This is a genomic window from Nitrospira sp. T9 (assembly GCF_052156535.1).
In the GTDB taxonomy this organism is placed as follows: Bacteria; Nitrospirota; Nitrospiria; order Nitrospirales; family UBA8639; genus Nitrospira_E.
In genome coordinates this window covers 192599-205980 of record NZ_JBQKUP010000039.1, presented here as the reverse complement: position 1 = coordinate 205980, position 13382 = coordinate 192599, and the positions used below count along the sequence as shown (strand labels likewise).

14 protein-coding genes, 1 tRNA gene and 1 pseudogene are annotated in these 13382 nt (G+C 51.0%); 12 read left to right on the top strand and 4 right to left on the bottom strand.

What is annotated here, in order from left to right:
• Window positions 1-120, bottom strand: a pseudogene (locus tag ACTRXD_RS16870) (leucine-rich repeat domain-containing protein); the annotation flags it as partial.
• A 30-nt stretch (window positions 121-150) separates the two neighbouring features.
• Window positions 151-609: a leucine-rich repeat domain-containing protein gene (locus ACTRXD_RS16865; RefSeq protein ID WP_442432949.1), complete on the bottom strand. Its 459-nt coding sequence runs from the start codon at window positions 607-609 to the stop codon at window positions 151-153.
• A gap of 475 nt (window positions 610-1084) precedes the next feature.
• On the opposite strand from ACTRXD_RS16865, the gene ACTRXD_RS16860 reads away from it, so the two are divergent.
• From ACTRXD_RS16860 to ACTRXD_RS16810, 11 genes are all read left to right on the top strand, one after another.
• A complete protein-coding gene (locus tag ACTRXD_RS16860; RefSeq protein ID WP_442432948.1) occupies window positions 1085-1522 on the top strand; it encodes an MEKHLA domain-containing protein in 438 nt (145 codons plus the stop codon).
• 165 nt (window positions 1523-1687) lie between these two features.
• Window positions 1688-2749 (top strand): glucokinase, encoded by a 1062-nt coding sequence (gene glk / locus ACTRXD_RS16855; protein WP_442432947.1) that lies wholly within the window; start codon window positions 1688-1690, stop codon window positions 2747-2749.
• 233 nt (window positions 2750-2982) lie between these two features.
• On the top strand, window positions 2983-3684 hold the full coding sequence (rpiA, locus tag ACTRXD_RS16850) for a ribose-5-phosphate isomerase RpiA (RefSeq protein ID WP_442432946.1): 702 nt from the start codon (window positions 2983-2985) through the stop codon (window positions 3682-3684).
• A gap of 163 nt (window positions 3685-3847) precedes the next feature.
• Complete coding sequence (locus ACTRXD_RS16845; protein ID WP_442432945.1) at window positions 3848-5404, top strand: DegQ family serine endoprotease; 1557 nt, start codon at window positions 3848-3850, stop codon at window positions 5402-5404.
• Between the two features lie 56 nt (window positions 5405-5460).
• Window positions 5461-5865 carry a cupredoxin domain-containing protein gene (locus ACTRXD_RS16840; RefSeq protein ID WP_442432944.1) on the top strand — a complete coding sequence of 135 codons (405 nt, stop codon included), beginning with the start codon at window positions 5461-5463 and terminating at the stop codon, window positions 5863-5865.
• Window positions 5866-6045: 180 nt separating this feature from the next.
• Window positions 6046-6123, top strand: a tRNA-Glu gene (locus ACTRXD_RS16835).
• 118 nt (window positions 6124-6241) lie between these two features.
• Window positions 6242-7336: a deoxyhypusine synthase family protein gene (locus ACTRXD_RS16830; RefSeq protein ID WP_442432943.1), complete on the top strand. Its 1095-nt coding sequence runs from the start codon at window positions 6242-6244 to the stop codon at window positions 7334-7336.
• Between the two features lie 79 nt (window positions 7337-7415).
• A complete protein-coding gene (locus ACTRXD_RS16825) occupies window positions 7416-8120 on the top strand; it encodes a DsbA family protein (RefSeq protein ID WP_442432942.1) in 705 nt (234 codons plus the stop codon).
• A gap of 117 nt (window positions 8121-8237) precedes the next feature.
• Window positions 8238-8498 (top strand): hypothetical protein, encoded by a 261-nt coding sequence (locus ACTRXD_RS16820; RefSeq protein WP_442432941.1) that lies wholly within the window; start codon window positions 8238-8240, stop codon window positions 8496-8498.
• A 32-nt stretch (window positions 8499-8530) separates the two neighbouring features.
• Window positions 8531-9964, top strand: a complete 1434-nt coding sequence (locus ACTRXD_RS16815) for an aldehyde dehydrogenase family protein (RefSeq protein ID WP_442432940.1) — start codon at window positions 8531-8533, stop codon at window positions 9962-9964.
• A 245-nt stretch (window positions 9965-10209) separates the two neighbouring features.
• Window positions 10210-10800, top strand: a complete 591-nt coding sequence (locus ACTRXD_RS16810) for a pyruvoyl-dependent arginine decarboxylase (protein WP_442432939.1) — start codon at window positions 10210-10212, stop codon at window positions 10798-10800.
• Window positions 10801-11191: 391 nt separating this feature from the next.
• On the opposite strand, the gene xth is transcribed toward ACTRXD_RS16810, so the two are convergent.
• Window positions 11192-11968: an exodeoxyribonuclease III gene (gene xth, locus ACTRXD_RS16805; protein WP_442432938.1), complete on the bottom strand. Its 777-nt coding sequence runs from the start codon at window positions 11966-11968 to the stop codon at window positions 11192-11194.
• 105 nt (window positions 11969-12073) lie between these two features.
• Here xth and ACTRXD_RS16800 point away from each other — a divergent pair, with 105 nt between their 5' ends.
• Window positions 12074-12694: a hypothetical protein gene (locus tag ACTRXD_RS16800; RefSeq protein WP_442432937.1), complete on the top strand. Its 621-nt coding sequence runs from the start codon at window positions 12074-12076 to the stop codon at window positions 12692-12694.
• 104 nt (window positions 12695-12798) lie between these two features.
• Here ACTRXD_RS16800 and ACTRXD_RS16795 read toward each other — a convergent pair whose 3' ends face one another.
• Window positions 12799-13329, bottom strand: a complete 531-nt coding sequence (locus ACTRXD_RS16795) for a DUF2726 domain-containing protein (RefSeq protein ID WP_442432936.1) — start codon at window positions 13327-13329, stop codon at window positions 12799-12801.
• Window positions 13330-13382: the final 53 nt, after the last annotated feature.

Sequence of the window (13382 nt, the reverse complement as noted above, 5' to 3'; positions counted from 1 at the left end):
CCACAGCTCGAGCTTCGTGAGGTTCGGTAGCCGCGCCAGGTGCTTCACTCCCGCGTCCCCAATCTGGTTGCTCCACAGCTTGAGCGTCGTGAGGTTCGAGAGCCGCGCCAGGTGCTTCACTCCCGCCTCCCCAATCTGGTTACACCCCAGCTAGAGCGTCGTGAGGTTCGAGAGCCCCGCCAGGTGCTTCACCCCGGCGGCCCCAATCTGGTTGCTCCCCAGGTGGAGCGTCGTGAGGTTCGTCAGTCCCGCCAGGTGCTTCACTCCCGCCTCTCCAATCTGGTTGCCCCCCAGCTGGAGCGTCGTGAGGTTCGAGAGCCGCGCCAGGTGCTTCACCCCCGCCTCCCCAATCTGGTTGCCCCGCAGCTGGAGCCTCGTGAGGCCAGGAAGAGAGAGAAGTTTTTCGGACAGGCTGTCCACAAACTCTGTCAACTGAAATACACAAGGATAATCTTTTAAACTTTTCGACCAGTCTTCAGAAGATGGGCTTAATTTCACACCTGGGCCGATTAGAGCTAGCTCGGGAGAATTCTCGCTTTTCAATTTCGAGATCAATCCATCCAGCTCAGCGGGGGAAATTTTTTGTAGGGTCTTTGTCTTTTCCTTCATGTCCTCATCTCCATCCCCTCGTTTGAACGATCACCTTCACGATGTCCGAATACCTGTTGACCATTTCGGTCGATTAGCATTGCCAGAGAGGTGAGCAGGGCAAATCTTAGCATTCTGGCTTAGGGAGTCAATTTCGCTATGAATTGGGAAAGAGCGTCAGTTAATTAGGAAGGGAAATTCATGGCTGGCGGATGGTCCTGTTTTCTGGAACAGATAAGAGCAGGACAACTGGTTCAACAAAACTCATCGAATAGTACGGGTGAAATGTCGGCAATGGCAGATTGTTATGGATACCGAATTTATTGTGTTCGTTTTTTACCGCCTGGAACAACTAATAATAGATGATTAGTTCTTTTCAACAATTCCATAAGAAGATTACACTGCTTCTGATTCGACGCTCCGCATCATCACCCGGATAAATCCCTCCACTCATAATCAGATGTACCCGTTAGCTGATCATTGGCAAAGACCCTGGGTGATCGAATGGTCCCAATATTTATTGGATAGTTATGCCTATTGGCTGAAAAAAGAACTGATTCCCCGTCAGGGTACTTCACTGGAACAGGCCGAACGCTTGTTTAACTCCCCATTTGTGGTGGTCTCTCATGGACTGCAGGATGATCCTATCCTCAATTATGGAAACCGGACTGGGCTAACCTTGTGGGAAATGGATTGGGACCAACTGACTCACACGCCCTCCCGGCAAACGGCCGAGCCCGTAAATCGTGAAGAACGGGCTCGCATGCTGCATCAGGCAAAAACCAGAGGATTCATTAGTGATTATCGTGGAGTCAGGATCTCCCGATCCGGAAAACGATTTTTAGTGGAACGCGCCACGGTGTGGAACATTCGCAAACCGGACGGAACTCCGCTCGGACAGGCGGCCACCTTTTCAACCTGGACGCTCATATGAGTCGTCGAACACCTCTTCCTCACCGCCTCTCCGACCTTTTCTTTTTTATACGGATTGACTAAGGGAGGTTCTTCAGGCTCTGGCTTGCCCTGAGGATTTTACCTGGGCTATGGTGCCGCAAGTCTGATAATTGACGCTTCATGTAATTTTTACGGGAAACATGTCATGATTTTAGCAGCTGATGTTGGTGGGACAAAAATCAATCTGGCCCTATATGACTGGGATAAGGAACGGGTAGAGCCTATTCGGGAAGACACGGTCTATACAGCTGATTATGAGTCCTTCGAAGAAGTGTTGACCGAATTTCTGGAAGAACCGGCTTCTCCCAACACCGAATCGGAAGAATCCCCGGACGACAACGATGCCCCTTCGTCTGAACCCACCACTCCTTCTCAACTGGGACCCCTCACCGCCGCCTGCTTTGGGGTGCCGGGACCAGTCTTGAATAATACCTGCAAAACCACAAATATTCCGTGGATAATTGAAGGAGATAAACTCGCAGAGTTTCTGGATATTCCCCATGTTCGTTTGTTAAACGATTTGGAGGCCACTGCCTATGGGCTACGGCTCCTTCAACCGGATGAAATTGAGGATCTCAACCCTAACGCCCCTTCTCTCCAATCTGATGGTACTCGGGTCTTATTGGCTGCGGGAACAGGCCTAGGAGAATCGCTGCTCCTCTGGACAGGCGAGGACTACCACATCTGTCCGTCCGAGGGAGGACACGCCGATTTCGCACCCAACAACGATTTGGAAATCGATCTGCTGCGATATTTGCGAACCAGCTATTTACATGTGAGTTACGAGCGGGTTCTTTCCGGCCCCGGTCTCCACAGCATTTATCAATTTCTCCGGGACACCAAAAAAAACGAGCCAACCTGGTTTGCCGAAAAGCTCCCAACCGGGGATCCGACAGCCTTGATTGCGGAAGCCGGACTGACAGGCAAACCAGAAATTTGTAAAGAAGCTCTGCAGATCTTCGTCTCTATTTATGGAGCCGAAGCCGGCAATATGGCCCTTAAGACCCTGGCCATGGGTGGCGTCTATCTTGGTGGGGGCATCGCCCCAAAAATCATATCCGCATTACAGGAAGACACATTCATGAAAGCTTTTCTGGCAAAGGGCCGCTACAAACGGTTACTGGCCAAGATTCCCGTTCGGGTAATTTTGAATCCCCATACCGCATTGCTCGGGGCGGCCTCCGTCGCTGCAGGCATGGCCGGCTAACACCATGAAACCTAAAGCATCCTCTGGGTATTCCTTAGGGCTCAGACCACACATCCACCCTTTGATGACATGCAGACAGACCTTTGGCTCTGTTTTTTTACCCTCGTCCCTGTCGTTTTGCCGGAAAACACTCGCAGAGCACCGGGCTTTGAGAAAGAATGCCTGCTAGTTTCGATAACACCAAAGCCTCCGGCCGTTTGCCAACGAATAATTCCCGAGCGTGAGACCCTTCTATGCCCTCTCCATCGACGCCATTGACACCCGATCAGCAAAAAGCCCAGGCCGCCCGCAAAGCCCTTGAATTTATACAAGATGGCCAGATCCTTGGACTCGGCACCGGGTCCACGGTCCATTATTTTTTGACGGCCTTAGGCCAGCGCGTACAACAGGGATTACGGGTCCGTGGCGTGCCAACCTCACAAGCCACAGCGGTCTATGCCAGACAATTGGGCATTCCTTTACTGAACAATGACGTCCCCTGGGACATTGATGTGGCAGTGGATGGCGCCGATCAGGTCGACCCCCAACTGAATCTGATTAAAGGAGGAGGGGGCGCGTTAATGCGGGAAAAAATTGTGGCGAAAGCCGCTCAGCAATTCATCGTTATTGTGGATCAGGCCAAACAAGTGGACCGTCTTGGGCTTCCTTTCCCCTTACCCGTTGAAATCGTGCCATTCGGTTGGCGAACGACACAACGACATCTTGAGAAACTGGGATGGCCTTCCCCGTTGCGCCACAGAGCCGGCCAGCCTTTTCTCACCGACAATGGAAATTATGTGGTGGATCTCCATATTCCTGAAATTCCCGACTCCTCCGCGCTCGAATTGTCCCTGAATCAAATTCCGGGCGTGGTTGCATGCGGGCTCTTCCTGATGATGACATCTCTCTTAATTACCGGCACAAATGATGGTCCCGTGCTCACCCGCGCATCTTGAGTCATGCCTCTTCTCTGGTAGAATTAACCGAGGATTGTTTGCCGTTGCATGCTACCGCCCTTGCAATCAAAGTTGATAAAATGAGAAACATGGATAAGGATCAAGAAATGAGGGGATCTGCTATGAGGACTCCCTCAACCGACAGAGGAAGAAGGTATCCTGCATGAGAGGACGATATCCGTGGCAAACATCCTCCGTAAGAAACAACCACCATTTTTGGAGGGTCGCGATCGCGGTGGGTCTCCTGGGATTAACCCATATTCAATGCTCCCAGGCACCATCCTCCCCCCCTCCAGAGACTACCCCTGCCATCACCGCAGCCCCCACGGAGACCGAGCTGCCCCTACCGGTCGTCCATGCAGCTGATTCGCCGACCGTGGTTAACGTCTCGACCCCTCTTCTGGCTTCTAACGAAACCTTTGTAAAAATCGCCAAAGAGGCCATGGCCTCGGTCGTGAACATTTCGGCCACCAAACGCACAGTTCAATCTCCCGGCACGAATCCCCTGTTTGAAGATCCATTTTTCCGAAGATTTTTTGGAGAGGAATTTGAACGGCGGTTTAAACAACCCCGCGAACGGCAGGAGCAAGGCTTAGGCTCCGGAGTGATTGTCAGTGATGACGGATACATCGTCACCAATAATCACGTGGTAGAACAGGCCGATGATTTGATGGTCCTTTTGGGAGATAAACGGAAACTTCCGGCGACCCTTATAGGCACGGATCCCAAAACCGATTTAGCGGTGATCAAGATTGAAGCCACCGGATTATCCACCTTACCCTGGGGAAATTCTGCGTCACTGGAAGTTGGAGAATTGGTGTTGGCGGTCGGCAACCCCTTTGGATTGAATCAAACAGTCACGATGGGGATAATCAGCGCCGTAGGCCGCGCCAATGTCGGCATTGTCGATTATGAAAATTTCATTCAAACCGATGCCGCCATTAATCCAGGCAATTCCGGAGGTGCCCTCGTGAATCTACAAGGCCATCTCATCGGCATCAATACCGCCATCTTCTCCCGAACGGGTGGCTACATGGGCATTGGCTTTGCCATCCCCAGCCAAATGGTCAAAAGCGTGATGCAAAGCCTGATTGGGCACGGAAAAGTCATTCGCGGGTGGCTGGGCGTGTCCATTCAAGAATTGTCGCCGGATCTCGCGACTCAATTCGAGGTACCTGATACCCAGGGCGCGTTAGTGGGAGATGTCTTTAGCGAAAGCCCGGCGGGGCAGGCCGGGTTGAAACGTGGTGATATTATCCGCACCTACAATGGCGTCACCGTGAAGGATCCAAACCATTTGCGCACGCTGGTGGCCGAAACGACACCGAAGAGTGCAATTCCTCTTGCGGTGTGGCGAAACGGCAAAATTGTCAATCTTTCGGTTTCCATCACTGAAATGCCTAAAGATACTGCTGCCTTGACAGAAATGGCTCCTAGTTCGGTCTCAGGTAACCACGCTCTCTCAGGGCTTTCAGTCGAACCCGTCCAACCGGGACAAACACGCGATGGCCAAGGGGTGGTCGTGACCCAAATCTCACCGAACTCTCCGGCTGAACGGGCAGGTGTTCAACCGGGTGATGTAATACTGGAATTGAATCGCTCTCCCATTGGATCCGTGAAGGATTTCGAACAACTTGTGAAGCGACTGGAAGCTGGAGACTCCGTCTTAGTGCTCTTGCAGCGCGGAAAGGGCGCCATTTTCCTGACTATCAAACCGTAACGACTGGACCAGAGCCTCTCCCTGGCCAGACCTGATACCCTGAGAGCCGAACATTCATGACGCCACTTTGTTCATCCGGGACATTCCTTCAAATAAGCCAATTGCTCTGCTTTATGGTTTTTCTCCTATCCCCTGTTTCCACGCAACCAATTCTGTGGGCCTCTTCTCCGCAGATTGCCATCCAGGCTGAACCGCCTTTTTTTTCTCCGAACCACCTGAACATCCGCCTGGATACCGCCCTCACGTGGAAAAATCACACTCGAGAAGCCCATTCCATCGTGGCAGACGACTGTCAGTCCCGCTCCCAGTGCTCATTTGACTCAGGCGTCATTCGTCCCGATCACCAGTTCGTCTTATCCCGCTTAGCCCCCGGGCAGTACCCTTACCATTGTGGACTCCACCCCTTCATGCGGGGCCTGTTAACTATCCATTCACCCCACTCTCCGTCCTCTGATATCTGATTCAAAAGCCATATTTTTGTGGTTGCGACTTTCCTCCCTTGTCACCACAGGTGATTGTACGTCTGTGATCTCTGACATCTGGCTTTTTTCGTTGCATGCCATAAGTCCCTAATGGTACATTTCTGACATGCTTGATATGGGCAGAGAGTACGAATTTCAATTAACAAACAGACACAGACTGGTCCCATCGTCTAGGCTGGTCTAGGACGGCACCCTCTCAAGGTGCAGACACGGGTTCAAATCCCGTTGGGATCACCAATCGCTATTAGGAGCTGATGTCCGCCCCTTCCTGATTGTTAACACCCGCTCCCGTTAGAATCAGACTCCTCGTACTCCCGTCTGGTTATTTCTTTCATCTATGCCGTAAGGATCTGTGATGACTACGAGAACTTTTCACGATGGCGAAAGCGACGGCCTGGAAGCCCTGGAGGCTCTGGATCCGGAAACGATTGAATCTTTTTCCGACCTGCTCTCAGCCATGAAAAAGACCGCCTTTGGCGGACGTCGTCTGGGCGATGCCTTTGAGATTTTGGACAAAATGGTCGAGGATCCCGATTGCACCGTGATCTTAACCTTGTCTGGAGCCATGACCATCGCGAAAATGGGAAAGATTATCTGCAGCATGATCGACCGAAATATGGTGCAGGCCGTAGTATCCACGGGGGCTTTAATTGCCCATGGCTTGAGTGAAGCCGTAGGCAAAACGCACTATAAATATCATCCATCCATGACGGATACCGAACTGTATGAAAAGGGCTATAACCGTGTCTACGATACGCTGGAGATGGAATCCAATCTCAACCACGTCGAACGGGTCGTCAGCCAAACCTTAAAGCGCATGACTCCCGACACACCCATCTCTTCGGAAATTCTGACTCGCGAAATCGGGAAAACTCTTCACGACCATTACGAAGGACCAGGGATATTGAAAAGTGCCTATGAGAAGGATGTCCCTGTCTATATTCCTGCATTTACCGATTCTGAAATGGGGCTGGATGTCTCCATCTGGGCCATGAAGGAGAGACGACAATCCCAAGCCACACCTCAATCCCCCGATCTCTCCGACCAGGAAACCTGGCAGATTTTGCAGCAATCTCGCCCGTCATTTAATCCATTCTTAGATCTCAATAGTTATACGGAAAAACTGCTGTCTGCCAAACGGTTGGGAATTTTCACTATCGGAGGTGGAGTTCCCCGAAATTGGGCACAACAAACGCCACCATATATCGATATTCTCAACCTTCGAATGGGTACCCAATTAACCCCTCCGCGGTATCAGTACGGTGTCCGCATCTGCCCGGAGCCTGACTACTGGGGTGGTCTCAGCGGATGCACGTATGAGGAGGGTGTATCATGGGGAAAATTTGTGCCTCGAAAAGAGGGGGGAATGTTTGCTGAAGTGTTGAGTGATGCCACAGTGGTTTGGCCACTTCTCATGATGGGGCTCCTGGAAAAAGCCCGTCGCCGATAAATTCAACCCTTGGCACGATCAACCTCTTCTCTCGACACGGTCCGCCAGGAATGTAACAATAGCCCATAGCTATGGAGTGATGATGAACATTGCCCAAACCCTCAAATCGACCGTTTTGCCCGCCATTCTTCTTGGCACACTGCTGATGAGTCCCACAATTCACGGGAAAACTCCTGACTTTTTGATCCAGGATGATGATGTGGTTCGAGGGGATTCCAAGGCTCCCATCACCCTGTTGGAATACTCGGATTTCACCTGTGGCTTTTGCGAAAAGTTTTTTCATGAGACCTTTCCTAAATTGCTTACAGAATACATTGAGACCGGAAAAGTGCGTTTTGTCTATCGGGATTTCCCGAGAGGCATGGGCAGTCCACTTCGAGCAGCCGATGCCGCTCGATGCGCAGGAGAGCAAAACGCCTACTGGCCCATGCATGATCGGCTCTTTAACAGTGAAGGCCAGTTGGCTCCGGATAACCTCAAACAATATGCCAAGGAACTCAACCTCCACGGAGAACAATTTTCAGAATGCCTGGCTTCCCATCGCTATATGAAAGATATTGAGAAAGATTTACAGGATGCGGGTTCCCTGGGAATTCGGGGCACGCCGGCTTTCGTGCTCTTTCCTACAACCCTGCCGGAAGATCCTCATCTTATTTTAATTCCCGGCGCCTTTCCCTATGAGACGTTCAAGGAAGAAATTGATAAATTGCTCAAGCTTCATGGAAGCTCGACTTCTTCACTGTCTTTGCCAGTACTGTCCTCTACTCACATTGAAGGAGCATAGATCCTCCATGCGTTCGCTCTCTACGCGATTCCTCATTGATCTGACAGCGTGATTAGGTGTACATTTGCACAGTCAATCCTGAAATTCATGTTTTTACCCACAGAATGGTTTTGAGTCATGACTGAATCCCCATCCTTCTGGCCTGTTGAATGCGCGCAAGGTGAACCTGATTTGTTTGTGTGCTTAACCTGTTTTGATGAAGTATTCAAAGCCAAGATGCCGGTCGACGGGTGTCCGAGCTGTGGAGCCATCGCCGCATTCGAACCGTTTAGTTTGGATGCGATCAGGGAATGGGGAACGGAGAATCTTATTCAGAAAGCTGAACGATTGCCCTCTTCATCCCATCCCGGTTCTGACCAGCCAGCTTCATCAATCTAACCACCTCTATTTCACGAGGTTTTCACCTTTCCATGACTGTGGCCACGGCAAAGCCAATCCTTATAGGCGGCCAATGGGTCCAGACCTCCTCTGCGGAGCCGGTACGCAACCCCTATTCCAATGACGTGGTGGCCATGGTCTGCCAGGCCGAGCCTGAGCATATCCACCAGGTCACCAACTCTGCCAAACGAGTCTCGGCCGCATGTGCCAAGATACCGGCACATGCCAGGGCAAAGGCGCTCCTTCATATCGCCACCGAGCTTTCCACCAGACGGGAAATGTTTGCGGCCACAATTTGTCAGGAAGCCGGAAAACCGATTACCGACGCACGCCGTGAAGTCGATCGGGCCATTCAGACCTTTCGCTTGGCCGCAGAGGAAAGCACTCGCATCCCTGGAGAAATCATTCAGATGGATCTCACCCCAGGAGGAGAGGCATACTCGGGATCTGTCCAACGCTTTCCGATCGGGACGGTTCTTGGCATTACCCCATTTAATTTTCCCCTAAACTTGGTGGCCCACAAAATGGCCCCTTGCCTGGCAGCGGGAAACCCGATGGTATTGAAACCAGCCCCCCAAACCCCGTTAACTTCGCTCATGTTGGGTGAAGTCTTTTTGACGACCGAACTGCCACCGGAAATGCTGACGATCATACCGTGTTCCAATACCCTCGCAGAACAGATGGTGATTCATCCAAATTTCCAAGCCTTGAGCTTTACCGGCTCTATGACGATTGGGTGGATGCTGAAAGGAAAGGCAGGATACAAACGGGTTCTGCTCGAACTGGGAGGGAATGCGGGGGTCATCATAGAACCGGATGCCAATCTTGATGTGGCCATAGACCGTTGCGTAGCCGGAGGGTACGGATATGCGGGACAAACCTGCATCTCTGTGCAACGAATCTTCGTCCATGAATCGCGTTACGACAACTTCCTCAAGACCTTTGTCGAGCGAGTCCGATCATTGCCCATGGGCGATCCTTCCCTCGAAAACACCGTCGTCGGTCCCCTCATTAACGAACAAGCCGCGCGCCGAGTCGAGACATGGATCCAGGAAGCCGTTTCGCATGGGGCAAGAGTCATGACTGGCGGGACACGAAAGGATTCATTCATCGAGCCTACTGTCCTGACCCACGTCAACAACAATATGAAAGTCTGTTGTGAAGAAATTTTCGGGCCGGTGGTGACCGTTACACACTATGCAGACCTTGAAGAAGCGTTTGCCCTGCACAATGATTCTGATTTCGGGCTCCAAACCGGAATTTTCACCAGCAACATCGACAGCATGTATCAGGCATACTCACAGTTAGAAGTCGGCGCACTTCTGGTGAATGAAATTCCGACTTTTCGGGCCGATCACATGCCTTATGGAGGCATCAAACAGTCAGGATTAGGGCGAGAAGGGGTGCGGTATGCTATTCAGGAACTGACCGAGCCTAAATTGTTGCTGGTCAAAAGGCCTTCTTAAGGCCTTCTTATTTTTTCTTGAACGTTCAGTCCTCACAATCTTGCACCTTGCCAACCAGTCTTGGTAAAAATACCCTCGTACGTGGCAAGGTTGTTCTTTCCCGTGGTGTTCGAATCGTCCAGGGTTTCCCATATAGAGTTTGCGCCAACAGATTGGAGAGCGAGGTTGTGAATCAGATTCGACGATCACCTAGTCATCTCCTGCCTATCCCAATCCACCACTAACTGATCGACGAAGGAGTCGCGATGGTCCCAACGCAAATGTTTCTCACCAGAGGTGTGGGCGTCCACAAGGAAAAACTGGCATCGTTTGAAGAAGCCCTTCGGAGCGCGGGCATTGCGTATTGCAACCTGGTGACCGTCTCCTCCATTCTTCCTCCGGATTGTAAAATCATCTCGAGAAAACGTGGTGAACAGTTACTTAATCCAGGCGAAATTACCTTTTGCGTCATGGCCAGATCTGAAACCAACGAGCGGAATCGCTTGATTTCGGCTTCAATCGGCGTGGCCATTCCCTCTGGTAGGAAGTTGAATTATGGCTACTTGTCGGAACATCATGCTTATGGCGAAACGGACGAAGAAGCGGGAGAATATACCGAGGACCTCGCGGCCCAAATGCTCGCAACCACACTTGGCATCAAATTCGATCCAAATGTCGCCTGGAAGGAACGTGAGCAGGTATTCAAAATGGGAAGGGATATTGTTCGAACCCAGAACATTACTCAATCTGCTATCGGAAAACCGAATCTCTGGACGACCGTGGTCGCGTGCGCAGTCTTTATTCCCCTTGAAAACATCACTGAGGATCCAAAGCCCCGTCAGAAAAAATCAAAATAGGGTCGTGGATTGATCAACCTATTCTGGCAAATAATTGTTTCTCTTTCTCGAGTCTTTAGCAACCTGACAAGACCACATTCAAACATCTTTTATGCAGTAGGATTACCCCTCTCTTACCAGGGTCGGTTCCGCAAGAACCGCCATTTTCCCTCACAGTGGGACGGTTGAAAAAAGCCGCCAGCGGCGTTCTCGCCATTTTCCCGTGCTCACGTACTGGAAGTACGCTCTGCGCGCAAAAATGACTGCGGGCTTCCCTTCGGCATGACTCAGGGCAGGACTGGACGGACCCTTCGGGAAGACTCAGGGCATGCTTTTTTGAACCGCCCCCGAGGCCTGTGATAGGCAACGTGCCTGTGGGTCAATATGCCCTTGGAAATTATATTCAACACTCTTACAGTGAGAATTCCGCGCACAGGACGGTATGGTCAGACGGGCTTTCCGCACGACGAGGCTGAACATCCACCTTCACCGTGTGAGAATGGGGAAGAAGCGGCGGGGTAACCAGAATGTGGTCTATTCGCCACCCGCGGTTAGCTTCTAAAGCACCTGGACGTCGATAATCCCAAAACGTAAATTGCTGACGACGCGGAAAATGATGCCGAAACACATCCACGAATCCCCAGGACACCGTCTCCTGATAGGCCCGACGCACTTCTTCATGGAAACACACATGCTTGAGGTGTTTTTCGGGGCTATGTACGTCAACCGGTTCAGGGGCCACATTCATATCTCCACACCAAATCACGGATTGTCCTGGTGAGACCACACGCGAGAAATACCGCCTCAATCGCTGGAACCACCTTAATTTATAGGCATACTTCGGCGAATCAATTGCAAATCCCTGTGGAACGTAGGAATTAATAATCATGATGCCATTGACAACCACTCGCACCAGGCGAGTGGAATCCTCCGGTAGCTCCCCGTCCTCAAATCCAAAGGCCACCGTTTCCGGCGCTGCCCGGCTGAATATGGCGACGCCATTGTAGGATTTCTCACCACAAAAGTTGATGACATAGGGTAAGTCGGAAAATGCTTGAAGGGGAAACTCATGATCCTGTACTTTAGTCTCTTGAAGGCACATAATATCGGGGTTGTGTTGCCGTAACCACTTGTGAAGAATACCGATCCGCTTTCGAATTGAATTGACATTGTAAGTCGCAATTTTCATTCTTCTTGAAACTCCTATTCACCAATCACGCTGCAGACATTCCTCAACAAGAACAAAGACAGATACTCCTGCACAACCGCTTGGGTATGTGAGGTTCATGAACTTATGGCTACCAGTCCTTTCTTCACTCCTGACGAATTAGCCCTCTTGGCCGATCAGGTTTTTTTTCGGAAGAAAGCCGAAATTTCGGTCAAAATCAAACAGGTCCTTGAACACCTCCATGAGCGGATCGAGGCAGAAATCGGCTTACATCACCTTTTGACTCCTGAAGGGTTCGACCCTCAAGCCAGTCAATTTGTCAAAGGCGAACATCTGGAAAATTTCCCATACCAATATGTCGATTTCCCAAGGTTTTATACGCGTGAGAACAAATTCGCGTTCCGTACCCTTATCTGGTGGGGACACCACATGGTCTTCGCTCTGATAGTTGAGGGCCCGCTTGTGAAGCAATATCGACGCAATTTATTTAATCGATACTCGGAGGTGGCAGACCATCATCTCTGCCTGTGTCTCAGCCCCTCTCTCTGGGAGTGGAAAACGGGGCCTGGGTTGACACTTCCGATTACACACGGTCGACGATCAGAAATTGCGGCAACACTCGACCATCGTACATTCTTTAAAATTGCCAGGTTTCTTCCAATGCATGATCCGGCGGTACTAACAGGTACCATCGTAGATGAGGGTTTGAAAACCTTTCAGGCGATCCTACCGGTCATTACGGCTTAGGAGCCTGTCGGACTTCGGATGAATCAGCCGCAGTTGTGCTCCCAGACACACAACATTCGTCGCACACAAGGACCCAATCAAAAAATACCCCTCAATTTTCGGTCCTATTCTTCCTCAGCCAGGCCAAGTAATCCGGTAAGCTGATCCACCGAATACGTCTGTGTGGTCTGAAGAATGATCGATTGAATTCCCGCCGCCTTCAACAGGGTCTCCACAAATCGATCTCGGTCTTCGCGTCCTGCTGTAGTAGGAACCTCCTTGTTCAAGGTAATCACTGTCATGACTTTAAGCGTCCCGGGATGGGCAAGAACGACATCACAGCGAACAGGCTGAATCGTTCGCATGGCTGCCTTTCGAGCTTCTTCATCTTTATCGACAACGGAAAGGACACTCAGGAGCGGAATTTTGGCCAAAACCAGCATATGATCACGAGCCGCTAAGGTAATCAAATTGTAGAGAGTCGCTTCTTCCGGCGACATGATGGGTCGAGCGGTTACCACACTCTCACCGGATTCAGGATTCAAAGCTGGTAGAACCCCTGCTGGAAGGGGACGGCGCCATATCCATCGCAACAAAAATACGACTCCGAGCATGAACCCAGCCAGGAGAATCAGTGAGAGCCCGTTCTGAGACATGAATCTGTCCGTCATTTCACCAGTGGGAAAAAGCCCGTAAGAATAAGGAACAT